This is a genomic window from Shinella granuli (genome assembly GCF_004341885.1).
Classification (GTDB): domain Bacteria; phylum Pseudomonadota; class Alphaproteobacteria; order Rhizobiales; family Rhizobiaceae; genus Shinella; species Shinella granuli.
This window is the reverse complement of the sequence record NZ_SLVX01000004.1, coordinates 64,995-87,500: the sequence shown is the minus strand read 5'-3', so window position 1 is coordinate 87,500 and position 22,506 is coordinate 64,995. Positions and strand designations below refer to the sequence as shown.

24 protein-coding genes are annotated in these 22,506 nt (G+C 67.6%); 8 read left to right on the top strand and 16 right to left on the bottom strand.

The window, feature by feature from the left end; genetic code table 11:
* Nucleotides 1–11: 11 nt before the first annotated feature.
* A complete protein-coding gene (locus EV665_RS08755) occupies nt 12–1,463 on the top strand; it encodes an aldehyde dehydrogenase (protein ID WP_133033823.1) in 1,452 nt (483 codons plus the stop codon).
* 3 nt (nt 1,464–1,466) lie between these two features.
* Nucleotides 1,467–2,225 (top strand): SDR family NAD(P)-dependent oxidoreductase, encoded by a 759-nt coding sequence (locus EV665_RS08750; RefSeq protein WP_133033822.1) that lies wholly within the window; start codon nt 1,467–1,469, stop codon nt 2,223–2,225.
* Nucleotides 2,226–2,294: 69 nt separating this feature from the next.
* On the opposite strand, the gene EV665_RS32280 is transcribed toward EV665_RS08750, so the two are convergent.
* From EV665_RS32280 to pcaD, 13 genes are all read right to left on the bottom strand, one after another.
* Nucleotides 2,295–2,471: a hypothetical protein gene (locus tag EV665_RS32280; RefSeq protein ID WP_162853017.1), complete on the bottom strand. Its 177-nt coding sequence runs from the start codon at nt 2,469–2,471 to the stop codon at nt 2,295–2,297.
* A gap of 104 nt (nt 2,472–2,575) precedes the next feature.
* Nucleotides 2,576–3,109, bottom strand: coding sequence for a 2,4'-dihydroxyacetophenone dioxygenase family protein (locus EV665_RS08745; protein ID WP_133033821.1), 534 nt, complete (start codon nt 3,107–3,109; stop codon nt 2,576–2,578).
* Nucleotides 3,110–3,133: 24 nt separating this feature from the next.
* A complete protein-coding gene (locus tag EV665_RS08740) occupies nt 3,134–4,855 on the bottom strand; it encodes a thiamine pyrophosphate-requiring protein (protein WP_133033820.1) in 1,722 nt (573 codons plus the stop codon).
* 206 nt (nt 4,856–5,061) lie between these two features.
* Nucleotides 5,062–5,778 carry an ABC transporter ATP-binding protein gene (locus EV665_RS08735; protein ID WP_133033819.1) on the bottom strand — a complete coding sequence of 239 codons (717 nt, stop codon included), beginning with the start codon at nt 5,776–5,778 and terminating at the stop codon, nt 5,062–5,064.
* Nucleotides 5,759–6,523: an ABC transporter ATP-binding protein gene (locus tag EV665_RS08730; protein ID WP_133033818.1), complete on the bottom strand. Its 765-nt coding sequence runs from the start codon at nt 6,521–6,523 to the stop codon at nt 5,759–5,761. Before EV665_RS08730 ends, EV665_RS08735 begins: the two co-directional genes overlap by 20 nt.
* Nucleotides 6,520–7,515, bottom strand: a complete 996-nt coding sequence (locus tag EV665_RS08725) for a branched-chain amino acid ABC transporter permease (protein ID WP_245507669.1) — start codon at nt 7,513–7,515, stop codon at nt 6,520–6,522. The genes EV665_RS08730 and EV665_RS08725 overlap by 4 nt, the downstream gene beginning before the upstream one ends.
* A gap of 11 nt (nt 7,516–7,526) precedes the next feature.
* Nucleotides 7,527–8,390, bottom strand: coding sequence for a branched-chain amino acid ABC transporter permease (locus EV665_RS08720; RefSeq protein WP_133033816.1), 864 nt, complete (start codon nt 8,388–8,390; stop codon nt 7,527–7,529).
* A gap of 211 nt (nt 8,391–8,601) precedes the next feature.
* Nucleotides 8,602–9,774 (bottom strand): ABC transporter substrate-binding protein, encoded by a 1,173-nt coding sequence (locus EV665_RS08715; RefSeq protein ID WP_064332249.1) that lies wholly within the window; start codon nt 9,772–9,774, stop codon nt 8,602–8,604.
* A 139-nt stretch (nt 9,775–9,913) separates the two neighbouring features.
* Nucleotides 9,914–10,969 carry a 3-carboxy-cis,cis-muconate cycloisomerase gene (locus tag EV665_RS08710; protein ID WP_133033815.1) on the bottom strand — a complete coding sequence of 352 codons (1,056 nt, stop codon included), beginning with the start codon at nt 10,967–10,969 and terminating at the stop codon, nt 9,914–9,916.
* A 194-nt stretch (nt 10,970–11,163) separates the two neighbouring features.
* A complete protein-coding gene (gene pcaG, locus EV665_RS08705) occupies nt 11,164–11,778 on the bottom strand; it encodes a protocatechuate 3,4-dioxygenase subunit alpha (protein ID WP_133033814.1) in 615 nt (204 codons plus the stop codon).
* Nucleotides 11,778–12,527: a protocatechuate 3,4-dioxygenase subunit beta gene (gene pcaH, locus EV665_RS08700; protein WP_133033813.1), complete on the bottom strand. Its 750-nt coding sequence runs from the start codon at nt 12,525–12,527 to the stop codon at nt 11,778–11,780. Before pcaH ends, pcaG begins: the two co-directional genes overlap by 1 nt.
* A 7-nt stretch (nt 12,528–12,534) precedes the next feature.
* Nucleotides 12,535–12,939, bottom strand: coding sequence for a 4-carboxymuconolactone decarboxylase (gene pcaC / locus EV665_RS08695; RefSeq protein ID WP_133033812.1), 405 nt, complete (start codon nt 12,937–12,939; stop codon nt 12,535–12,537).
* Nucleotides 12,932–13,744: a 3-oxoadipate enol-lactonase gene (gene pcaD, locus EV665_RS08690; RefSeq protein ID WP_133033811.1), complete on the bottom strand. Its 813-nt coding sequence runs from the start codon at nt 13,742–13,744 to the stop codon at nt 12,932–12,934. The genes pcaC and pcaD overlap by 8 nt, the downstream gene beginning before the upstream one ends.
* Before the next feature lie 95 nt (nt 13,745–13,839).
* Between pcaD and pcaQ the strand changes: the two genes are divergently transcribed.
* Entirely contained in the window at nt 13,840–14,763 is a 924-nt protein-coding gene (gene pcaQ / locus EV665_RS08685) for a pca operon transcription factor PcaQ (RefSeq protein WP_133033810.1), read from the top strand.
* 88 nt (nt 14,764–14,851) lie between these two features.
* A complete protein-coding gene (locus EV665_RS08680; RefSeq protein ID WP_133033809.1) occupies nt 14,852–15,718 on the top strand; it encodes an aminoglycoside phosphotransferase family protein in 867 nt (288 codons plus the stop codon).
* On the opposite strand, the gene pobA is transcribed toward EV665_RS08680, so the two are convergent.
* Complete coding sequence (gene pobA, locus EV665_RS08675; RefSeq protein WP_133033808.1) at nt 15,712–16,884, bottom strand: 4-hydroxybenzoate 3-monooxygenase; 1,173 nt, start codon at nt 16,882–16,884, stop codon at nt 15,712–15,714. The two genes, EV665_RS08680 and pobA, sit on opposite strands and share 7 nt — an antisense overlap.
* Nucleotides 16,885–16,999: 115 nt before the next feature.
* On the opposite strand from pobA, the gene EV665_RS08670 reads away from it, so the two are divergent.
* Complete coding sequence (locus EV665_RS08670) at nt 17,000–17,884, top strand: helix-turn-helix domain-containing protein (RefSeq protein WP_133033807.1); 885 nt, start codon at nt 17,000–17,002, stop codon at nt 17,882–17,884.
* On the opposite strand, the gene EV665_RS08665 is transcribed toward EV665_RS08670, so the two are convergent.
* Both EV665_RS08665 and EV665_RS08660 read right to left on the bottom strand, forming a co-directional pair.
* Nucleotides 17,869–18,519, bottom strand: coding sequence for a sulfite oxidase-like oxidoreductase (locus EV665_RS08665; protein WP_133033806.1), 651 nt, complete (start codon nt 18,517–18,519; stop codon nt 17,869–17,871). The two genes, EV665_RS08670 and EV665_RS08665, sit on opposite strands and share 16 nt — an antisense overlap.
* A gap of 195 nt (nt 18,520–18,714) precedes the next feature.
* Nucleotides 18,715–19,470, bottom strand: coding sequence for an IclR family transcriptional regulator (locus tag EV665_RS08660; protein ID WP_133033805.1), 756 nt, complete (start codon nt 19,468–19,470; stop codon nt 18,715–18,717).
* 247 nt (nt 19,471–19,717) lie between these two features.
* Between EV665_RS08660 and EV665_RS08655 the strand changes: the two genes are divergently transcribed.
* From EV665_RS08655 to pcaF, 3 genes are read left to right on the top strand one after another with little or no spacing between them, the layout of a single operon-like run.
* Entirely contained in the window at nt 19,718–20,425 is a 708-nt protein-coding gene (locus EV665_RS08655; RefSeq protein WP_133033804.1) for a 3-oxoacid CoA-transferase subunit A, read from the top strand.
* A complete protein-coding gene (locus tag EV665_RS08650; protein ID WP_133033803.1) occupies nt 20,422–21,111 on the top strand; it encodes a CoA transferase subunit B in 690 nt (229 codons plus the stop codon). Before EV665_RS08655 ends, EV665_RS08650 begins: the two co-directional genes overlap by 4 nt.
* A 54-nt stretch (nt 21,112–21,165) precedes the next feature.
* Complete coding sequence (gene pcaF / locus EV665_RS08645) at nt 21,166–22,371, top strand: 3-oxoadipyl-CoA thiolase (protein WP_133033802.1); 1,206 nt, start codon at nt 21,166–21,168, stop codon at nt 22,369–22,371.
* Nucleotides 22,372–22,506 lie beyond the last annotated feature (135 nt).

Genomic DNA, 22,506 nt, shown 5'->3' with positions numbered 1-22,506 from the left:
GGGAGCAAACCATGTCCGTCCTTGGACTGAAGATCAACAACCTCGACCAGGCCGCCTCCGACGGGCGCACCTTCACCCGCATCAACCCGATTTCCGGCGAGGTCGCCTCGGAGGTCGCCGCCGCCTCGCTGGAGGATGCGCGCCAGGCCGTCAATGCCGCGGCGAAGGCCTTTCCCGCCTGGGCGGCGACCGGCCCCGGCCAGCGCCGCAAGCTGCTTCTTGCCGCCGCCGACAAGCTGCAGGCGAGAACCGCCGATTTCGTCGCCGCCATGGCCGCCGAGACGGGCGCGACGGCCGGCTGGGCGATGTTCAATGTCGGCCTTGCCGCCGACATGCTGCGCGAGGCCGCATCGCTGACGACGCAGATCACCGGCGAGATCATCCCCTCCAACCGCCCCGGATCGCTCGCCATGGGCGTGCGCCAGCCGGCCGGCGTGGTCCTCTCCATGGCGCCGTGGAACGCGCCGGTCATCCTCGGCGTGCGCTCGCTCGCCACCCCGCTTGCCTGCGGCAACACGGTCGTCATGAAGACCTCGGAAATCTGCCCGCGCACCCACCGGCTGATCGTCGATGCGCTGCACGAGGCCGGCCTGCCGGAAGGCGTGCTCAACGCCGTCTCCAATGCGCCGGAGGATGCCGCCGCCATCGTCGAGGCGATGATCGCCCATCCCGCCGTGCGCCGCGTCAACTTCACCGGCTCCACCCGCGTCGGCCGCATCATCGCCGAGACCGCCGGGCGCTACCTGAAGCCGGCGCTGCTGGAACTCGGCGGCAAGGCGCCCTTCGTGGTGCTCGACGATGCCGATATCGACGCGGCCGTCGCCGCCGCGGCCTTCGGCGCCTACATGAACCAGGGCCAGATCTGCATGTCGACCGAACGCATCGTCGTCGACGAGACGGTCGCCGACCGCTTCGTCGCGGCGCTCGCCGAGAAGGCGGCAACCCTCGTTGCCGGCGATCCGCGCGAGGGCAACACGCCGCTCGGCTCCGTCGTCGATGCCCATGCGGCCCAGAGGCTGGAACAGCTCATCCGCGATGCCGTGGGCAAGGGCGCGGTGCTTGCGGCCGGCGGCAGCGTGCAGGGCACGATCGTCGATGCCACCCTGCTCGACCGGGTGACGCCCGCCATGCGCATCTACAGCGAGGAGAGCTTCGGCCCGGTCGTCAGCGTCATCCGCGTCGGCTCGATCGACGAGGCGGTGCGGGTTGCCAACGACACGGAATACGGCCTTTCCGCCGCCGTCTTCGGCCGGGACGTCAACCGCGCCATGCAGGTCGCCCGCCGCATCGAATCCGGCATCTGCCACATCAACGGCCCGACCGTGCACGACGAGGCGCAGATGCCCTTCGGTGGCGTCAAGGAATCCGGCTACGGACGTTTCGGCGGCAAGGCCGGCATCGCCGAATTCACCGAACTGCGCTGGATCACCGTGCAGGACGGCGCCATCCATTATCCGATCTGACCCATGGTGCTTCTCGACGGAAAGACCGCCATCGTGACGGGTGGAGCCGGCAGCATCGGCCTTGCCACCGCCCGGCTTTTCCTCGACGAGGGCGCCAATCTCGTCCTTGTCGACCGCGACCGCGCGGGGCTCGAACGGGCCGCCGCCGGCCTGCCGCGGGAGCGCGTGGCGCTCGCGGCGGCGGATGTCACCGACAGCCTTTCGACGAAGGCCTATGTCAAGCTCGCCGTCGAGCGCTTCGGCGGCATCGACATCCTGTTCTCCAATGCCGGCGTCTTCGGCACCGTCGCCCCCATCGCCGACTATCCGCTGGACATCTTCGACATGGTGCAGGCGGTCCATGTGCGCGGCGCCTTCCTTGCGGCCAAGCATGCCGTGCCGCACATGCGCAGCGGCGGCAGCATCGTCATCACCTCCAGCGTGGCGGCGACGCGCGGCGATCCCGGCGTTTATGCCTATATCACCGCCAAGCACGCCCAGACCGGCCTGATGCGCTGCCTTGCCAAGGAACTCGCCCCGCGCGGCATCCGCGTCAACACGGTCAATCCCGGCCCCGTCGACAACGGTTTCCAGCTTGCCGTGGAACAGGGTCTCGGCGCCGCGACCGGCATGGACGGCACGGCTTTCTTCAACGCGCTCATTCCCATGGGCCGCCATGCCAGCCCCGGGGAGATCGCCCGCGCGGTGCTCTATCTCGCCTCGGACCAGTCGAGCTTCGTCACCGGGACGATGCTGATGGTGGACGGCGGCATGAGCATCTGACGGCAGAAACGGCAAAGACCCGGATGCAGGGGACATCCGGGCCTTCGGGGAGGTCAGCGGGAAAAGCGCTTACTTGCAGACCTTGACCGTCTTGAAGATGACATTGCCGTAGTAGTCGTAGGCCTTGACCTTCTTGATGAAGCAGTGCGGCTTGTAGCCGTAGCTGTAGTAGCCGGCCTGCGAGGGGGCGGCGAAGGAGACGGCGGCAATGAGGGCGACGGTGGCGGAAACGATGATCTTGCGCATGGGGTCTCTCCAGATCTCTTGTTGGGGATGAGCCTCTCTCATCCGGTGATCAGAAGGTCTCACATCGCCCCGCCCCGCGCTGTTCCGCAGGAAACAAGCAAGAACTAGCGGAAAAGCCGCTCCACATAATCCCGCCCGAGCCCGACCTTCTCGTAGTGGTCGCGACACAGCGCAATGTAGTTGTGCACGTCGAAGAAGCCGTCCGGTTCGCCCCTGTCGTCGAGCCAGATGAGCGGGCCCTTGACCTGGAAGAACACCTTCATCGGCTGCTCGTGCTCGTAGGCGACGAGCGTGTGGCCCTCGCCGGGCGTCTCGTAGACGAAATCGCCGGCCGTCGCCGTCCAGTCGTGCTCCAGATAGCCCCACTTGCCGGAGATCGTGTAGGCGAAGACCTCGTGCGGGTGGTAGTGCCGGTTCACCAGGCCTGCCTTCTTCGCCATCAGGATATCGCACCACTTGTTCTGCGTCGGCGAGATCCACAGCGGGCGGGAGGAGACGGTCTCGGTGAAGGGCACGTAGTAGCGCTCGTCGTCGGTCGGCGCATTCCGAAGATAGACTTCCGGCAGGGCATCCGGCTGGAACACCTTGTCGATCGGCTTCAGGTCCTTCCAGAATTCGTTCGTGGCAAGCTCGGGCATGGATTTTCCTCCTCGTGTGATGGTTCAGGCGCGGACCGCGATGTCGAGCAGCGCGAGCGTCCGCTTCGTCTCGATATGGTCGATCGCCTCGGCAAGCGCGCCGGCGAGCGCCGCGCCGTCGGTGACGCGCCGGGCATGGGCCCGGCTCGCCTCGGCGACCTTCACAAAATCCGGCACCGGCGAAAGCGCGGTCAGCGGCATGCGGTTGGTCCTGGCCGCATACCCGTCCGGATAGAGGCCGAGCACAGACTGGCGCACCGCCCCCCATTCGGCATTGTTGACGATGAGGACGAGGATCGGCAGATCCAGCGCCTCGGCGATCTGGTGGCAGGCGACGGGATTGGCGAACATGTAGGAGCCGTCGCCCATGGTGGCGACGACGAGCCGCTCGCGCCGCGCCAGTTGCATGCCGAGCGCCGCCGGAAAGCACCAGCCGAGCCCGCCGGAATGCGGCTCCTGATACCAGGCCTGGTGATGGGAGAGCGTCATCGGCGAAAGCGGGCAGCCGAGTTCGGAGAGCACGGTGGCATCCCGGCCCGCCAGCGCCTCGGAAAGCGTCAGGCTGACGAAGTCCTTGGTCATCGGCGTGCCGCCGCCGCGCCGGGCCGCATCGAGCACGGCGGCGCGGGCTTTCCGGTTGCGTTCCGCCAACGCCATGGCGCGGCGTTCCGCCCTGGCGCGATGGGCGGGCAGCAGCGGGTCCATCGCCGCCTTCAGGGCAAGGAGGCCGGCATCGACATCGCCGGCAAGCGTCACGTCGGAGCGGAAGTAGCGCACCGGCTGGCGCTGGTAGAGCGGGTCCTGGGCGAGCTGGATGACCTTGCAGCCGGGCCGCAGCGCATGGACGTCCGGCGACCAGGGCGCCAGCGCATCGAGGACCAGCACCACATCCGCCGCCTCCAGCAGCGGCCCAGGGTCGGCCTGCGCGGCCATCGGATGGTCCGTCGCCATGGCAAGCTGCACCGCCCAGTACTGGCAGACGGGAATGCCCCATTCGCCGGTGAGCGCCGCGAGGGCGGCAAAACCCTCGGCCGAGCCGGCGCCGCGCTGCGCGAAGACCACCGGGTTCTCCGCCGCCGCAAGCAGGCGCGCGGCCTCCGCCACCGCTTCGGCCGGCGGCGCGGCGACGGCCGGCATCATCGTTGCGGGCGCTTCCAGGCCCTCGGTCGGGCAGGGCTGGCAGAGCACCTCGCGCGGCAGGCTCATATAGACCGGTCCGCGCGGGGTGGAACAGGCGATGGCATGCGCCCGGTCGACCATCTGCGGGATGTGCTCGGGAAAGCGCAGCTCGTCGTCCCACTTGCAGGCCTCGCGCACCAGCGCCGCCTGGTCGCGCATCTCCTGCCCCCAGCCGATCGGCACGGTGCGCGACCCCTTCCGTCCGCGCTCGGTGACCGGCGTGCGGCCGGAGAAGAGCAGGACCGGGACATGCTCCATCGCGGCGTTGATCGCGCCGATGGCGCAATTGGCAAGGCCGACATTGGTATGCGCCATCACGGCCTGCGCGCGGCCCGTCGCCAGATAATAACCGTGCGCCATGCCCATCGCCGCCGATTCGTGTGGCATGACGAGCGCCTGCGGCAGGGCGATGCCCTTCGCCTCCGCCTCGGCCAGGCCCTCGATGATCGGCGGGAAATCCGTGCCGGAATTGGCGAAGATATAGTCGATGCCGACCGCCTTCAGCCGGGCGAGCAGCGCACCGCCCGCCGTCATCGCCGGTGCCCCGGCAAGATCGTCTTCGCCCATCGGAACCTCCCCGTCGTCCGGCAGCCTGCCCGCGGCCGCCGGTCTCCTCGAACCGGACGGTACAGGCCTCAGACCGCACTCTGACAGGCGGGACGGTGATGTAAAATGAAATGCCGACCGCGATGCATAACGAAAACCGTATGAATGGCGCTTGGAATTACGGAATTCCGGCCGCAAAACCGCTGCGCACTTTTGCTGGAATTCCTCTAGTGCAGCCCGCCGACGCCGAGCAGGGTTTCGACCGTGTGCCGGTCGGCGGAGAGCGCCGCCGGGGTGCCTGTCCAGGCGATGCGGCCGCGTTCCAGGATGATCACGTCGTCGGCGAAATCGAGTGCACTCTGGATGCGCTGCTCGACGAGGAGGATGGTCATTTCGCCGGAGGCCGCGAGCGTGCCGAATGCCGCCATCAGCTCCTCGCAGATGACCGGGGCAAGGCCCTCCAGCGGCTCGTCGAGCAGAAGCACGGAGGGTTGGCCGAGAATGGTGCGCGCCGTCGTCAGCATCTGCTGTTCGCCGCCGGAAAGCTGCGAGCCGAGGTTCCGGCGCCGCTCCTTGAGCCGCGGGAACATCTGGTAGGCCTCCTCGATGGCCGCACGCGGACGGCCCTTCAGCCCGACGAAGAGGTTCTCCTCCACCGTCAGCGTCGGGAAGACGTCGCGCGACTGCGGCACATAGCCGAGGCCCTTCAGGGCGCGGGCGGAGCTGCCCATGCCCTCGATCGCCTCGCCGCCGAGGCGGATTTCGCCGCCATAGCGCTTCGTCTGGCCGGCGAGCGTGGCGAAGAGCGTGGACTTCCCCATGCCGTTACGGCCGAGCACAGCGAGCCTGCGGCCGGCATCGGCGGCAAAGGAGATGCCTTCCAGCACCCGCGTCGGGCCGTAGCCGGCGGAAAGGCCGGATATTTCAAGCGACGCTGCGGGCATAGGCATAACTCCCGAGATAGGCCTGGCGGACGCGGGCATCCTTCGTCACCGCGTCGGGCGATCCGTCGAAGATGATCTCGCCCGCCGCCAGCACGACGACGCGCCTGGCGAAGCGGAAGACGAGGTCCATGTCGTGCTCGATCATCAGCACGGCGAGATCCGCCGGCAGGTCGGCGATCGCCTGCTCGATGCGCGCCGTATCGCTCTGCGGCACGCCGGCGGCGGGCTCGTCGAGCAGCAGGACCCGGGGCTTGAGCGCAAGGGCAAGCGCAAGCTCCAGGAGCCGCTGCTGGCCATAGGCGATCTCGCTGACGCGGTGGCGGGCAAGATGGGCGATGCCGAGCCGGGCAAGAAGCGCATGCACCTCGTCCATCACGTCAGGCATGGCGCGGTGGCTGGCGAACATGCGGCCGGTCCGGCCCTCGCGCTGCAGGATGGCGAGCGCGACATGCTCCTCCGGCGTCATCTCGGAGAAGAGCCGCGTCACCTGGAAGGACCGCACGAGGCCGCGGCGCACGCGCTCCGTCGGCCCGAGGCGGGTGACATCCTCGCCGCCGAGCGCGACGGAGCCGGAATTGGGCAGGAGGTTGCCGGTGACGAGGTTGACGAAGGTCGTCTTGCCGGCACCGTTCGGGCCGATCAGCGCGACCCGGTCGCCCGGCGCCATCGACAGGGAGACGTCGTTGGTGACGGCGAGGCCGCCGAAGGTCCGCTTCAGGTTGCGGACATCGAAGATCGCGTTCATCGGTCCGTCCTCCCGCGGCGTTCGAGAAGGGCGGCGAGCGAGCCGTAGAGCCCCTTCGGCGCGAAGAGCACCACGGCGATCAGCAGCGCGCCGACGATGGTGAGCCAGTGGAACGGGTTGGCCGCCGAGACGACATCCTCGAACCACAGGAAGGAAAGCGTGCCGATCAATGCGCCGTAGAGCGAGCCGGTGCCGCCGAGCACCAGCATGACGAGGGCTTCGGCCGAGAGCGTGAAGGACAGGCTGTCGAGGCCGACGACCTGGGTCGAGAGGGCGTTGAGCGCCCCGCCCGCCCCGGCGACGGCGCCCGATATGGCATACATCCGGATCAGCGTGCCGTGCACCGAGGCGCCCATGGCGCGCACGCGCAGCGGATCCTGCTTGATGCCGCGGCAGAGCATGCCGAAGGGCGAGCGCACGATCTGGCGCAGGATGACGAAGGCGGCAATGAGCAGCACGATGCCGAAGACATAGGCCGTGCGGCCCCACAGGTCGAACGGATAGAGGCCGAAGACGGCATCCGGCATGATGCCGGCAAGGCCGTCGCTGCCGCCGGTCCAGCCGGATGCCTTGTTCGCCGCCTCATGGGCGAGGTGAATGATGGCGATGGAGAGCACGAGCTGCGGCAGGCCGTGTGCCCGAAGCACGACGGCGCCGGAGACGAGGCCGGCGAGCGCGCCCGCGACCACGCCGACGGCCAGCATGGCGATCGGATCGGTGATGCCGAAATGGGCCGCCGCGATGCCCGCCCCATAGGCCCCCGCTCCGAAGAGCGCGGCATGGCCGAGCGTCGCCACGCCGCAATAGCCGGTGACGAGGTCGAGCGAGAGGACCAGCAGCGCGATCGCCGTGATGCGCGTCAGCAGCGCGAGATTGTTGGGGAAGAGGAGATAGCCGAGGACGGCGACCGCGAGGATGACGAGGACGCCGACCGCGTCGCGCGTCAGGCGGGCGCGGCGGTCCCGGGCGGTGGAGAGGGTTTCGGTGTTCATGGTCAGCGCCATCACTTCGCCCTTCCGGCAAGGCCGCGCGGGAAAATCCAGACGATGGCGATGACCGCGAGATAGAAGAAGAATTCGCCGAATTCCGGCATCAGGTAGCGCCCCGTCGTGTCGATGGCGCCGAGCAGCAGGCAGGCGGCGAGCGCACCCGGAATGGACCCCGCCCCGCCGACCGAGACGACGACGAGGAAGGTCACCATGTAGCGCAGCGCATAATAGGGTTCGATCGGCAGCAGCTCGGCGCCGACGACGCCGCCGAAGGCGGCAAGGCCGACCGCGACGGCGAAGCTGACGGCATAGACCACTTCGGTCTTCACCCCGAGGGCGGCGGCCATGGCCGCATTGTCGACGCTCGCGCGCAGCTTCACGCCGAAGGCGGTGCGCTCGATGAAGTACCAGAGGCCGAGCGCGACCGCGGCGCCGCAGGCGATGACGAAGAGACGGTGCGCCGAGACCGTGCGGAAGCCGAGGCTGACCGGCGCGCGCAGGCTTTCCGGCGTCGGGATGGTCTTGAGCGTCGGGCCGAAGACATAGTTGGCGATGCCGATGACGCAGAAGGTGATGCCGATGGTCATCAGCACCTGCGTCAGCTCCGGCTGGCCGTAGATGCGGCGGTAGAGCAGGCGCTCGACCGGAATGGCGATGAGGATGGTGCCGAAGACGGCGAGGAGGACGGCGAACGCATAGGCAAGGCCGAGGTCGCGCGCGGCATAGGAGGCGATGTAGCCGCCGATCATCGCGAAGGCGCCATGCGCCAGGTTGACGACCCGCATCAGCCCCATCGTCACCGAGAGGCCGATCGAGATGACGAAGAGCACCATGCCGTAGGCGAGCGCATCGACGCCGATGCTGAAGACCGTTTGCATCAAACTATCCTGCTGTGGCCGGGCTTGCGGCCGTTTGTCCGGATATGCGGGTGGATCCTCGGGTCAAGCCCGAGGATGACGCAAGAAGAGAAGGCGGTGGATCAATGCGACGGTTCCGCTTGCCACAACGTCGGACGGGGTTCGCGACCTCTCCTCCCCGCCGTCATCCTCGGGCTTGACCCGAGGATCCACCCGCCCGGCGCAAAACACGTTACTTCGCCGCCGCAAGGCCCGGGTCGCCCTGCTTCTCGAAGGTCTGGACCTCCTTGTTGTAATAGGTCCCGTCATCGGCCTTGGCCACTTCGCGCAGGTAGATGTTCTGCGTGATGTGGCGGCTTTCCGCATCGATCGTCACCGGCCCGCGCGGGCTTTCCCAGGAAAGGCCCTTGACGGCTTCGACCGCCTTGGCCGCATCCGGTTCGCCGCCCGTCGCCTCGATCATCTTGTAGATGACATGCATGCCGTCATAGGCGCCGACCGCCGGGAAGGAGAGCTCCGCCGGATCGCCGATCGCCTTGCCGGCGGCCTCGACGAAGCTCTTGTTCTCCGCCGAATCGTGCGAGACGGCATAGTGGAAGGTGGTCGTGAGACCCAGCGCCGCCTCGCCGAGCGCCGGCAGGTCGGATTCCTGCGTCAGGTCGCCGGGGGCGAAGAACTTGACGCCGCCGGCCTTGAGACCGTTCTCGTTGAAGGCCTTGACGAAGCCGAGCGTCGTCGGGCCCGAGGGCAGGAAGGCGAAGACGCCCTCGGCGCCCGAATCCTTGATGCGCTGCATGATCGGCGAGAAATCGTTGGTCTGGAGCGGCATGCGGATCGCCTCGACGATCTCGCCGCCCGCCGCCTCGAATCCCGCCTTGAAGGCGGCTTCCGCGTCGACGCCCGGGCCGTAGTCGCTGACGACGGAAATGACCTTCCTGGTACCGCCGTCGAAGGCGACCTTGGCGATCGGTGTCGAGGTCTGCCAGGTGGTGAAGGAGGTGCGCACCACATAGGGGCTCTTGGTGACGATGGCGGAGGTCGCCGCGTTCATCACCACCATGGGCACGTTCGCCTGTTCGAGCAGCGGGGTCGCGGCCATGGCATCCGGCGTGAAGTAGAATCCGGCCAGGTACTGCACGCCTTCCTTGACGACGAGCTCCTGCGACAGCGCCTTGGACTGGGCCGGATCGGCGCTCGGGATGTCGCGGTAGATCACCTCGATCGTATCGTCGCCGACCGTGTTGCCGTTCAGCGCCATATAGGCGTCGATGCCCGCCTTGAAGTTCTTGCCCTGCAGCGCGAAGGGGCCGGAGAACGGCCCGACGACGCCGACCTTGATCGTATCGGCATGGGCGACGCCGCCCATCAGCACAGCCGCCAGCGCGGCGATCGCGACATGTTTCATGTTTTCCTCCCTGAAAGGCCGGTCTCCCGCCGGTGCCCGATCCTGTCCAAAACTGGATTTTTGTCAGATTGACAGATGAAACGGTAATGTAAAATGAAAAAGTATGGCCATTTCATAACTTAGGAGTTATTAAAATACCTCAAGTCACACCCAGCCGGCGAAGCGACGACAGCAGCGTGTCGGCAAGGCGGAGGGCAGCGCCGGCGGCGACGACCATCTGCGGCAGGATCAGCCATTCGAGCGTCCAGGCCGCGCCGGAACGCTCCTGCTCGTGCACCATCGCCTGTGCCAGCCCGCCGAGCTGCGCCGCGTTGAAGCGGGCGAGCGTGACCAGAACTTCGGCGGCGACCGGGTTCTGCTTGTGCGGCATGGCGGAGGAACCGCCGCCGCCGGCGAGCACGATCTCGTCGCCCCGGTCGGCCATCAGGGCGACGTCCTGCCCGATCTTGCCGAGGCTGCCGGTGATGCCGGAAAGGAGGGCGGCCAGATCCAGGATGCGGTCCCGCTGGCTATGCCATTGCGGGACATCGGCAAGGCCGAGCTTGCGGGCAAGCGCGGCGCGCACGGCCGGTGCTCTTCCGTCCAGTTTCTCCAGCGTGCCCGCCGCGCCGCCGAACTGTACGGCAAGCCCCTCCTCCATCAGGCCCGTCAAGCGCGTGCGATGGCGCTCCAGCGGCGTGCGCCAGGCGCCGACGCGGTCCGCCACGGTGATGGGGATGGCGGCCTGCATGCGGGTGCGCCCCATCATCTCCCGGTCGCCGAAGGACGCGGCGAGGCCATCGAGCACGCCGGCCAGCCCCCCCAGCCGTTTCTCAAGAACGGGCAAGACGCGGGAGAGGCGCAGCATCAGCCCGCTGTCGATGACATCCTGGCTGGTCGCGCCGACATGCACATGCCGGCCATGCGGCTCGCCGACGGCGGCGCGGAGCTGGCGAACGAAATCGGGCACCACCACGCCGTCACGGGCGGTGGCGGCCCTGAGACTCGCGACATCGGGCGAGAAGCGGTGCGCGGCCGCCTCGATCGCCCCGGCCGCGTCCGCCGGGATGACGCCCGCCTCCGCCTCGGCCTTGGCCAGCGCCACCTCGAAGGCCAGCATGGCCTCGAGTTCCGCCGCGACGGAAAACAGCGCCGCCACCGCCTCGTCGCCGAGGAGGCCGGAGAGATAGGGGTGGTCGAAGGGCGAAACGGTCATGGGGCGTTCTTTTGCGATGGGAAGCGCGTGGATCCTCGGGTCAAGCCCGAGGATGACGAAAGAAGAGAGGCTTGGCGTCAAACCAACGGCATCGCATGCCGCATCGTTCATGAGGTCCGTGACCTCTCCTCCCCTCCGTCATCCTCGGGCTCGACCCGAGGATCCACGCGGCGGAAGGTTCACTATACGCCACCTCAGATATCGAAGAACACCGTTTCCTTCTCCCCCTGCAGGTGGATGTCGAAGCGGTAGCCGTCGCCGTCCGCCGCCGCGATCAGCGTCGGCACGCGCACGCGGTGCTCGATGCGGGCGAGCACCGGGTCCTCGGCATTGGCTGCCGCCTCATCGCCGAAATAGAGGCGCGTGTTGAGGCCGAGATTGATGCCGCGGGCGACGATCCACAACGAGATGTGCGGCGCCATCAGGCGGCCGTCCCTGAAGGGCACGCGGCCGGGCTTGATGGTCTCGAAGCGGTATTCGCCGGTCTCTCCGTCGGTGGCCGCACGGCCCCAGCCGGAAAAATTGGGATCGGCGCTGCCTCGCAGCTCCGAGGGGCTGTTGTAGAGGCCCGCCGCATCCGCCTGCCAGATCTCGATCAGCGCGTCCTTCAGCGGCGTGCCGGTGCCGTCGAGCACCCGGCCGGTGATGGTGATGCGCCGCCCGAGCGTCCTGTCGTTCACCATGGTCGCGCCGAGATCGCTCTCGTAGACGCCGGTGATGCCGCAAAAATTCGGCGTGAGGCCGATATGGACATAGGGGCCCGCCGTCTGCGAGGCGCTTTCCTTGAGATAGCCGAGCGGCTGCACCATCAGTTGCCCTCCATCCGGTTCTCGAAAAGCGTCGAGCGGCGGCCACGCAGCACGATGTCGAACTTGTAGGCGCGTGCATCCATGGGGATCGTGTTGCCCCAGTCGAGCGCGGCGACCAGTTGTTCGATGGCCGCCCTGTCCGGGATCGTCTGCACGATGGGACATTTCCAGATCATCGGGTCGCCCTCGAAATACATCTGCGTGATCAGCCGCTGGGCGAAACCGTGGCCGAAGACGGAGAAATGGATATGCGCCGGGCGCCAGTCGTTGACGCCGTTCGGCCAGGGATAGGGCCCGGGCTTGACGGTTCGGAAGGCATAGTGGCCGTCCGCATCGGTGATGGTGCGCCCGCAGCCGCCGAAATTCGGATCGAGCGGGGCGAGGTAGCTCTCCTTCTTGTGGCGGTAGCGCCCGCCGGCATTGGCCTGCCAGAATTCGAGCAGCGCGCGCGCCACAGGCCGCGCCCGCTCGTCGAGCACCCGGCCGTGCACGATGATGCGCTCGCCGATGGCGCTTTCGCCGGGTTTTGCGAAATTGTGGATCAGGTCGTTGTCGAGCTCGCCCAGAATGGAATGGCCGAAGACCGGGCCGGTGATCTCCGAGACCGTGCCGTCGAGCGAGAGCAAGGCCTTCTGCGGCGAGCGCAGCACCGAGGTCTTGTAGCCCGGCGTCAGGCCCGGCGGATGCCAGAGGCGATCGCGGGAGAAGAAGGCGCCCGTTTCGGGCTTGCGATTGGAAAGGTCCGTCATGGTTCCCTCAGGCCGCCTTTTCGGCGTCCATGTCCTCGAAGACGTGCTTGGCGATCCTGATCGCCCGGTTGGCCGCCGGCACGCCGGCATAGATCGCCACATGCAGCAGCGCCTCGGCGATATCCTCACGGCTGGCGCCGGTATTGACGGTGGCGCGCACATGCATCGCCACCTCCTCGTCGTGGCCGAGCGCGGCAAGCAGCGCGATCGTCACGATGGAGCGCTCGCGCATCGTCCAGCCGGGCCGCGACCAGACCGTGCCCCAGGCCGCTTCCGTGATCAGCTCTTGGAAGGGCTGGTCGAAGGCGGTGGCGCCGGAGGAGGCGCGGTCGACATGGCTGTCGCCGAGCACCGCGCGCCGGGTCACCATGCCCTGGCGGTAGCGGTCGGAAAAGGTATGCGCATCAGCCATGTGGCTCGTCTCCGGCAGGTAGGGTGGCGATGAAGGCGCGGATCATCTCCGTCAGCATTTCCGGCTGCTCGACGCAGGGAATGTGCCCGGCATCCTTGATGACCTCGTAGCGGGCGCCGGCAATCAGCTTAGCCATGGACAGCACGACATCCGGCGGCGTCGAGCCATCCTGGTCGCCGACGACGCAGAGCGTCGGCACGGTGAGGCGTTCCGTCGAATGGGTGAGGTCGGCATCGCGCAGCGCCGCGCAGGTGGCGGCATAGCCGACCGCGGACTGGCGGGTGAGCATGTTGCGGTAGCCGTGATAGGCGGCGTTTTCCGGGCGGCGGAAGGCCGGCGTGAACCAGCGCTCCATGACGGCGTCGGCGAGGCTTTCGATGCCCTTCGCCTCGACGCTTTCGATGCGCGCGTTCCACATCTCGGCCGTGCCGATCTTGTGCGCGGTGTCGCAGAGCACCAGCGCCCGGACGAGGTCCGGCCGCTTCGCCGCAAGCCCCTGCGCGATCATGCCGCCGACGGAGAGGCCGCAGATGACGGCGTCCTTCACGTCGAGCCGGTCGAGCAGCGCGGCGAGATCGAGGACGTGGTCGTCGATCGAATAGGGCACCTGGCCGAGATCGGACAGGCCATGGCCGCGCTTGTCATAGGTGACAATGGGAAAATCGCCGGCAAGGCGCACGACGACATCGCGCCAGATGCGGAAGTCGGTGCCGAGCGAATTGGCAAAGACGATCACCGGCCGGCCCGCCGGCCCGCCGATCAGCTGATGGTGCAAGATGACGTCGTTGACGGTTGCGAACTGCACTTCTGTCTCCTCCCGTTTCTGCAGATTGGCCCCTTGATCTGGTTAGGTAAAATGATATTTCATGCCGTTTCGTTAACTTGAGGGTTATGAGAGCCGTGATCGACAGCCGCGTCAAGTTCCGCCATCTGCAGACCTTTGTCGAGGTGGCCCGCCAGAGAAGCGTGATGAAGGCGGCGGAGATCCTGCATGTCAGCCAGCCCGCCGTGACGAAGACGATCCGCGAGCTGGAGGAGGTTCTCGGCGTCGCCGTCTTCGAGCGCGAGGGGCGCGGCATCAAGATCACCCGGCATGGCGAGGTCTTCCTCAAGCATGCCGGCGCGGTGCTGGCGGCGCTCCGGCAGGGCTTCGATTCGGTCTCGCAGGCGCTTTCCGGCGATGCCCCGCCGATCCGCATCGGCGCCCTGCCGACCGTCTCCACGCGCATCATGCCGAAGGCGATGGCACTGTTCCTCGCGGAGGAGACGGGCGCGCGCATCAAGATCGTCACGGGCGAGAATGCGGTTCTCCTGGAACAACTGCGCGTCGGGGACCTCGACCTCGTCGTCGGGCGCCTTGCCGCGCCGGAGAAGATGGCCGGCTTCTCCTTCGAACATCTCTATTCGGAAAAGGTGGTGTTCTGCGTGCGCGCCGGCCATCCGCTGCTTGCCGGCGGCTCGGCCTTTGCCGGGCTCGACGCCTATCCCGTGCTGATGCCGACGCGCGCCTCGATCATCCGGCCCTTCGTCGAAAGCTTCCTGATCGCAAACGGCATCGCGGGCCTTCCGAACCAGATCGAGACCGTGTCCGACGCCTTCGGCCGCGCCTTCGTGCGCGAGAGCGATGCGATCTGGATCATCTCCGAAGGGGTCGTGGCGGCGGATATCGCCGATGGCGCGCTCGCGGCCCTGCCGATCGACACGAGCGGCACGAAAGGCCCCGTCGGCCTCACCATGCGCACCGACGCCGTGCCGTCCATGCCGCTGTCGATCCTCATCCAGACCATCCGCGAGGTGGCGGGCAAGGTATCGCCCGCGGCTTGAGCCCTTCGCCCCTCGGCCAGAGGGTTCGCCACAATCGCGAGTGCAAAGCCGCTTCGCGCTTTCGCTGGAATTGCTCTAGGAAGGGTGCATGACAAGCGAACTCGCCCCTTTCCGCACCGCGATCGTCGCGCTTCATCCCGATCTGGCGGATGCCGCCTTCCGGCTGCTGCCGGGCGGCTGGCATTCGCGTGCGGTGGCGGTGGACGAGCGCCGCGTCTTCAAGTTCCCGCAGGGCGAGGCGGCGGAACGGGCGCTGCGCCGCGAGGCCTCCATCCTCGCCGCCATCCGCCCGCACCTTGCGATGCGCGTTCCGGACCTTCGCCTCCACGAGGGCGCGCCGCTCTTTTCCGAACACGCGATCATCCCCGGCGACCACCTGGAAACGGCACGCTACGAGACGCTGCCGGAGCCGGCGCGAGGGGCGCTCGGCGAGGCGCTCGCCCGCTTCTATGCGCAGTTGCACGCCCTCCCCCGCCCACTGATGGAAGCGGCCGGCGCGCGGCCGGTCGAGCGCTGGCTGGATGCCGATGCCATCGCGGCAAGGGCCCTGCCGCTGTTGCCGGAAGACCTCCTTGGCTTTGCGAACGAAACCCTTTCCGGCTGGCGCGCGCTTCCGCCGGATCCCCATGACGAAACCTACGGCTTCTTCGACGGCCACGGCTGGAACATGGCCTTCGACCACGCCGCCGGACGGCTCAACGGCATCTATGATTTCGCCGATTCCGGTTTCGGCCCGCTGCATCAGGACTTCATCTACACGAACTTCATCAGCCCCGACCTCACCGCCCGGATCGCGGACGGCTACGAGCGGCTGACGGACCGGACGCTCGATCGTGGCCGCATCCACCTCTTGACCGGCGTGCACCGGCTCTGGGAACTTGCGGCTCTTGCCGAGACGCCGGAGCACCATGCGGCGATGATCGCCTCCGTCGTCGCCTGGGCGGCGCGTCAGTAGGGCAGGCCCACGTAGTTTTCCGCCAGCACCGTTTCGGCCGCGCGGGAATGGGTGAGATAGTCGAGCTCGGCTTCCTGGATCTTCTGGTCGAAATCGCCGGTCCCGGGAAAGCGGTGCAGCATGCTCGTCATCCACCAGGAGAAGCGCACGGCCTTCCAGACCCGGGCGAGCGCCCTTGTCGAATAGGCGTTAAGGCCGGCCCCGGAGCGCTCCCGGTAGTGCTCCAGCAGGCCCGAGAAGAGATAGTGCACGTCGCTTGCCGCAAGGTTCAGCCCCTTGGCGCCCGTCGGCGGCACGATATGGGCGGCATCGCCGACGAGGAACAGCCGGCCGAACCGCATCGGCTCGGCGACGAAGGAGCGCAGCGGCGCGATCGACGTCTCGAAGCTCGGCCCGGTGACCAGCGCCTCGCCGTGATGGGCGGGAAGGCGGCGGCGCAGCTCGTCCCAGAAGCGCGCATCGGACCAGGCCTCGATCCTCTCGTCGAGCGCGCACTGGAGATAGTAGCGGCTGCGGGTCGGCGAGCGCATGGAACACAGGGCGAAGCCGCGCGGATGGTTGGCATAGACCAGCTCGTCGCTGACCGGTGGCACCTCGGCGAGAAGGCCGAGCCAGCCGAAGGGATAGACCTTCTCGAAGGTGCGGATCGCCTGTTCCGGCACGGCCTTGCGGCTGGCGCCGTGGAAGCCGTCGCAGCCGGCGATGAAGTCGCAGTCGATCCGGTGGGTGGCGCCGTCCTTCTCGTAGGTGACGTAGGGCGCCGCGCCGTCGAAGGCACAGGGCGTGACATTCGCCGCTTCGTGGATGGTCAGCCGGCCGTCGGCCTCCCGCTGCTCGATGAGGTCGCGCGTCAGCTCCGTCTGGCCATAGACCATGACGCGCTTGCCGCCGGTGAGATCGAAAAGGTCGATGCGGTGGTCGCGGCCGTCGAAGGCGAGCGAGAAGCCGTCATGCGGCAGGCCCTCGGCATGCATGCGCGCGCCGACGCCGGCCTTGTCGAGCAGCGCGACCGTGCCCTCCTCCAGCACGCCGGCCCGCACGCGGCCGAGAATATGCGCGCGGCTCGACCGGTCGAGGATCGCCGTCTCGATGCCGGCATTGCCGAGCAGTTGGCCGAGCAACAGGCCCGACGGACCCGACCCGATGATGACGACCTGAACGCGCATAGTGTCCTCCCGAACTGGCATTGCGCAAATTGTCGGCGGGAAGGATGGCGCCGGGCAATGGACGGATCGGCCATGAACTTGTACAAATCGAACATCGCAAGACAGCGGCACCAGGATGAAGCGACCGGCCCCGACCTACGATCTCTATGGCGAAAAGGCCGGCAACGGGCCGGATTTCTGGTTGCATTGCGAGACGATTCCCTCGCGCAGCAGCCTGCATCGCTATGAGATCGGCCTGCACCGGCACGAGAGCTTCTTCCAGATCCTGTATATTTCCGCCGGCTCGGGCGATGCGCTGTTCGAGGACCGGCGCTTGACGCTGGCCCCGCCCGCCATCGCCACGGTGCCGCCCGGGCTCGACCACGGCTTCCGGTTTTCCCGCGATGTCGACGGCTATGTCTTCACCCTGCTCGCCTCGCATCTGCGCCTTGCCGGTGAGGCCGGGCGCTTCGTTTCCGAGCCGCGCGTGACGGCGCTCGATCCCGGCGATGCGGACGGCGCCTTCGTGCTTTCGACGCTCGGGCGGCTTGCCGTCGAATGGACGACGCGGCGAAGCGGGCGCACCGACCTGATGCAGGCCTATCTGGTCTCGTTGCTGACGCTTGCCGCACGGCTCTGGAGCCGGGGGGAGACGGCAGACGACGCCGGCGAGGCGGCACGGCGCATGGAGCACCTCAACGGCCTGATCCAGCAGCATTTCCGCGGCCAGAAGCCGGCCAGCTTCTATGCCGGCGAGCTCGGCATCTCGCCGACGCATCTCAACCGCATCGTCAAGGCCGCGACGGGCCTGACGGCCCATGCCTATATCGGCCGCAAGCTGATCGACGAGGCGAAGCGCGAACTCGTCTTCACCGAGGCGCCGGCGCAGGAGATCGCGCTTGGCCTCGGTTTCGCCGACCCCGCCTATTTTTCCCGCTACTTCCTGCGCGAGACGGGCGAGACGCCGCGCGCCTGGCGGCTGCGGGAACGGGCGCGGCTTTCCGCTCAGGCGTCGGAATAGCGCTCCTCGGCCCAGGGGTCGCCCCGCATGTGATAGCCGTTGCGCTCCCAGAAACCCGCCTGGTCACCGGGCAGGAAATCGATGCGGGTCAGCCACTTGGCGCTCTTCCAGAAGTAGAGATGCGGCACGACGAGGCGCATCGGCCCGCCATGCTCGACGGAAAGTGGCCGGCCCTCCCAATGGGTGGCGAGGATGGCGTCTTCGACGGCGAAATCGGCGAGCGGCAGGTTTGTCGTATAGCCGTCATAGCTCGTCAGCATGACGAAATTCGCCTCCGGCCGCGGCATGACGCGGTCGAGCAGGTCGCGGGTGGCGACGCCCTCCCAGCGGTTGTCGTAGCGCGACCAGGTGGTCACGCAATGGATATCGGAAAGCCTTTGGCTCTGCGGCAGCGCCAGGAACTCCGCCCAGCCGAAGGATTGCGGGTTTTCCGCGCCGCCCTTCACATCGAGGCGCCAGCTTTCCGGGCGGATCACCGGCTGCTGGCCGAGATCGAGCACCGGCCAGTTCGTCACGAGATGCTGGCCCGGTGGCAGGCGGTCGGTCCCGGGCCGGGAAACACGCCCCGTGAGGAACCTGCCCTCGTCCGCCCAGCGGCGTTTCGTGCGGGTGAGCTTGCTGTCATCGTCGCGCATGGCGGCCTCCTGCTGCAGTGCAAAAGGTGGGGCCGCGCCCTTGCGTCTGTCAAGATCGGCACCCGGCAAGCCCGGTTGGCACATCCGCGCAAGGGCAGACCCGAAACGCTGCGCACGTTTGCCGGCATTGCTCCAGCTTCTGGCTTTTACCGCATTATCCGACGCCGAAGCGGCATCGCTTCGGCTGGAAATGCGTTAGGCGAGCACCGGCCGCAGCGCCGCCTGCACCTCGCGCATTGCCGGCAGGTAGCGCGTCACCATGTCCTCCGCCGAGGCATGGGCCGCCGGGGCGCCAATATTGAGCGCGGCGACGACGCGGCCACGGGCATTTTCCAGCGGCACGGCGATGGAGCGCAGCCCGATCTCCAGCTCCTGGTCGATCAGGGCATAGCCGCTCTGCCGTACCCGGGCGAACTCCTCCATCAGCGCCTCCGGCTCCGTCTTCGTGTAGGGGGTGTTCGCCTTGCGGTCGGAGGCCTCCACGATCGCCCGCGCCTCGGCTTCCGGGAGCGCCGCCAGGAGCACGCGGCCCATCGAGGCGCAATAGGCCGGCAGGCGCGAGCCCGGCGTCAGGTTGATCGACATGACCCGCTTCTGCGCCGCCCGCGCCACATAGACGATCTCCACCCCGTCCAGCACGGAAACGGAGGCGCTCTGGCCGACTTTCTCCGAGAGCTGGTCGAGATAGGGCTGCACCAGCCGCGGCAGGGGCGTCGCCGAGAGATAGGCATGGCCAAGACGCAGGATCTTCGGCGTCAGCTCGAAGAACTTGCCGTCATAGGCGGCATAACCGAGCTCGGCCAGCGTCAGCAGGCAGCGCCGCGCCGTCGCCCGGTCGAGGCCGGTCTCCTTGGAGACATCCGTGATGGTGAGGCGGGGCTTCGCCTCCCCGAAGGCCTCGATGACCGCCAGCCCCTTGGCGAACCCGCCGACGAAATCCGTTTCCCGCATTGCTGTCTCCTCATCGTCCGGCCGGCCGGCCCGGCTTGCGCATGCCGCGATGCCGCGATGCCGCCGCCGTTCTGCCTCCGCCCTTTCCTCCGCTCAAGGCCGAGGAGCGTGGGGTGAGCGACGGACCGCATCCGTAACTTCCCTGCCCATTTTGTGCGATATTTGAACAAAAGTCAAATATCGCACAAAATGATTGCCGGTTTTCCCGTTTGGATTTACCTCTGCTGCCGACAACGGGAGATTTTGCATGGACAAGACCCTCAACAGTCTGGCGGAGGCCGTATCGGGCATCGGCGATGGCGCCACTGTCATGATCGGCGGTTTCGGCGGCTCGGGCGCGCCGATCGAGCTGATCCACGCCCTGATCGACAGGGGGCCGAAGAACCTCACCGTCATCAACAACAATGCCGGCAACGGCCGCATCGGCATCGCCGCGATGATCGACGCGGGCATGGTCAGGAAGATGATCTGCTCCTTCCCGCGCTCCACCGATCCGCGCGCCTTCACGGACCGCTATCTGGCGGGCGAGATCGAGCTGGAGCTGGTGCCGCAGGGCACGCTCGCCGAGCGCATCCGCGCCGGCGGGGCGGGCATCCCCGCCTTCTACACGCCGACGAGTTTTGGCACGGAGCTCGCCAAGGGCAAGCCGGTTGCCGAGTTCGACGGCCGCATGTATGTGCAGGAGCGCTGGCTGAAGGCGGACTTCGCGCTCATCAAGGCGCATGTCGGCGATATCAACGGCAACCTCACCTACAACAAGGCCGCCCGCAATTTCAGCCCGCTGATGTGCATGGCGGCGGCCAGGACCATCGTGCAGGTGAGCCGGCTGGTGGAACCCGGCGGCATCGACCCGGAACAGGTCGTCACCCCCGGCATCTTCGTCGACGGCCTCGTCGAAGTCGCAGATCCCAAGCAGGAAGAAGACCTCATCCGCGCAGGAGTGGCCTACGCATGACTATCGACACCCGCGAAGACATAAAACTCTCCAACGCCCAGATCGCCTGGCGCGCCGCGCAGGACATCTTCGACGGCGCCTATGTGAACCTCGGCATCGGCTTTCCCGAAATGGTCGCCCGCTACCAGCCGGAAGGCCGCGCGGCGATCTTCCACACGGAGAACGGCATCCTCGATTTCGGCGAGGCGCCGCCCGAAGGCCAGGAGGACTGGGACCTGATCAATGCCGGCAAGAAGGCCGTGACGCTGAAGCCGGGCTCGGCCTTCTTCCACCATGCCGACAGCTTCGCCATGGTGCGCGGCGGCCATCTCGACGTCGCCATCCTCGGCGCCTACCAGGTGGCGGAGAACGGCGACCTTGCCAACTGGCGCGTCGGCTCCAAGGGCGTGCCCGCCGTCGGCGGGGCGATGGACCTCGTGCACGGCGCGAAACAGGTGGTGGTCATCACCGAGCACGTCACCAGGAACGGCGAGCCGAAGCTGGTCGAGCGCTGCACCTTTCCGCTGACGGGCGTCGGCTGCATCACCCGCATCTATACGAGCCATGCCGTCGTCGACGTCGAGGGCGGACGCTTCGTGCTGCGCGAGAAGCTGCCGGGCATGACGTTCGAGGAGCTGCAGGCGATGACCGGCGCCAAGCTGCATGTCGACGGCGATGTTGCCGATCTCGTCGTGCCGGAACTCTGAAACATTGCGCAATTCCGGACCGCAACTTTGCTGGAATTGCTTGAGAGGAAGACCATGTCTGACGCCTATATCTGCGACTATATCCGCACGCCCATCGGCCGTTTCGGCGGTTCGCTCTCCTCCGTGCGTGCCGACGATCTCGGCGCCGTTCCGCTGAAGGCGTTGATGGCGCGCAATGCCGGCATCGACTGGGAAGCGGTCGACGACGTCATCTTCGGCTGCGCCAACCAGGCGGGCGAGGACAACCGCAATGTCGCGCGCATGTCGTCCCTGCTGGCCGGCCTTCCCGTTTCCGTCTCCGGCACGACGATCAACCGCCTCTGCGGCTCCGGCATGGACGCCGTCATCGCCGCCGCCCGCGCGATCAAGGCCGGCGAGGCGGAACTGATCGTCGCCGGCGGCGTGGAAAGCATGAGCCGCGCACCCTTCGTGCTGCCCAAGGCCGAAACCGCCTTTTCGCGCAACGCGGAAATCTACGACACCACGATCGGCTGGCGCTTCGTCAATCCGCTGATGAAGAAACAGTACGGCGTCGATTCCATGCCGGAGACCGGCGAGAACGTCGCCGAAGACTTCAAGGTCTCCCGCGAGGACCAGGACGCCTTCGCGGTGCGCTCGCAGGCGAAAGCCGCCGCGGCGCAGGCGAACGGACGGCTGGCGAAGGAGATCACGCCCGTCACCATTCCGCAGCGGAAGGGCGATCCGGTCGTGGTGGAGAGGGACGAGCATCCGCGCGCAACCACCATCGAAGCCCTCGCCAAGCTGGGGACTCCCTTCCGCAAGGAAGGCGGCACGGTGACGGCGGGCAATGCCTCCGGCGTCAATGACGGCGCGGCCGCGCTCGTCATCGCCTCGGAAGCGGCGGCCAGGAAATACGGCCTCACCCCCATCGCCCGCATCCTCGGCGGCGCCATGGCCGGCGTTCCGCCACGCATCATGGGCATCGGCCCGGTCGCGGCCACCGAGCGCCTGTGCGCCCGGCTCGGCCTCACGCCCGCCGACTTCGACGTGATCGAGCTTAACGAAGCCTTCGCCTCCCAGGGCCTGGCGACGCTCCGCGCTCTCGGCATCGCCGAGGACGCGGAGCACGTCAACCCGAACGGCGGCGCCATCGCCCTCGGCCACCCCCTCGGCATGTCCGGCGCGCGCATCACCGGTACGGCCGCGCTCGAACTGCAACTGACCGGCAAGACGCGCTCGCTCTCCACCATGTGCATCGGCGTCGGACAGGGCATCGCCGTCGCGCTCGAAAGGGCGTGAGCTGCCCCTCACCGTAGCCCTCTCCCCGCAAGCGGGGAGAGGGAACGTGCCCCACGCAACGAAAGACAGCCGGGAAACCGTCGCGGCACCCCCTTCTCCCCGCTCACGGGGAGAAGGGGGTGCCGGATGAGGGGC

Bases quoted from the DNA above. Each gene is read 5' to 3' on its own strand.
- EV665_RS08755 (WP_133033823.1), top strand. From the start codon at position 12: ATGTCCGTCCTTGGACTGAAGATCAACAACCTCGACCAGGCCGCCTCC.
- EV665_RS08750 (WP_133033822.1), top strand. From the start codon at position 1,467: ATGGTGCTTCTCGACGGAAAGACCGCCATCGTGACGGGTGGAGCCGGC.
- EV665_RS32280 (WP_162853017.1), bottom strand. From the start codon at position 2,471: ATGCGCAAGATCATCGTTTCCGCCACCGTCGCCCTCATTGCCGCCGTC.
- EV665_RS08745 (WP_133033821.1), bottom strand. From the start codon at position 3,109: ATGCCCGAGCTTGCCACGAACGAATTCTGGAAGGACCTGAAGCCGATC.
- EV665_RS08740 (WP_133033820.1), bottom strand. From the start codon at position 4,855: ATGGGCGAAGACGATCTTGCCGGGGCACCGGCGATGACGGCGGGCGGT.
- EV665_RS08735 (WP_133033819.1), bottom strand. From the start codon at position 5,778: ATGCCCGCAGCGTCGCTTGAAATATCCGGCCTTTCCGCCGGCTACGGC.
- EV665_RS08730 (WP_133033818.1), bottom strand. From the start codon at position 6,523: ATGAACGCGATCTTCGATGTCCGCAACCTGAAGCGGACCTTCGGCGGC.
- EV665_RS08725 (WP_245507669.1), bottom strand. From the start codon at position 7,515: ATGAACACCGAAACCCTCTCCACCGCCCGGGACCGCCGCGCCCGCCTG.
- EV665_RS08720 (WP_133033816.1), bottom strand. From the start codon at position 8,390: ATGCAAACGGTCTTCAGCATCGGCGTCGATGCGCTCGCCTACGGCATG.
- EV665_RS08715 (WP_064332249.1), bottom strand. From the start codon at position 9,774: ATGAAACATGTCGCGATCGCCGCGCTGGCGGCTGTGCTGATGGGCGGC.
- EV665_RS08710 (WP_133033815.1), bottom strand. From the start codon at position 10,969: ATGACCGTTTCGCCCTTCGACCACCCCTATCTCTCCGGCCTCCTCGGC.
- pcaG (WP_133033814.1), bottom strand. From the start codon at position 11,778: ATGGTGCAGCCGCTCGGCTATCTCAAGGAAAGCGCCTCGCAGACGGCG.
- pcaH (WP_133033813.1), bottom strand. From the start codon at position 12,527: ATGACGGACCTTTCCAATCGCAAGCCCGAAACGGGCGCCTTCTTCTCC.
- pcaC (WP_133033812.1), bottom strand. From the start codon at position 12,939: ATGGCTGATGCGCATACCTTTTCCGACCGCTACCGCCAGGGCATGGTG.
- EV665_RS08680 (WP_133033809.1), top strand. From the start codon at position 14,852: ATGACAAGCGAACTCGCCCCTTTCCGCACCGCGATCGTCGCGCTTCAT.
- pobA (WP_133033808.1), bottom strand. From the start codon at position 16,884: ATGCGCGTTCAGGTCGTCATCATCGGGTCGGGTCCGTCGGGCCTGTTG.
- EV665_RS08670 (WP_133033807.1), top strand. From the start codon at position 17,000: ATGAAGCGACCGGCCCCGACCTACGATCTCTATGGCGAAAAGGCCGGC.
- EV665_RS08665 (WP_133033806.1), bottom strand. From the start codon at position 18,519: ATGCGCGACGATGACAGCAAGCTCACCCGCACGAAACGCCGCTGGGCG.
- EV665_RS08660 (WP_133033805.1), bottom strand. From the start codon at position 19,470: ATGCGGGAAACGGATTTCGTCGGCGGGTTCGCCAAGGGGCTGGCGGTC.
- EV665_RS08655 (WP_133033804.1), top strand. From the start codon at position 19,718: ATGGACAAGACCCTCAACAGTCTGGCGGAGGCCGTATCGGGCATCGGC.
- EV665_RS08650 (WP_133033803.1), top strand. From the start codon at position 20,422: ATGACTATCGACACCCGCGAAGACATAAAACTCTCCAACGCCCAGATC.
- pcaF (WP_133033802.1), top strand. From the start codon at position 21,166: ATGTCTGACGCCTATATCTGCGACTATATCCGCACGCCCATCGGCCGT.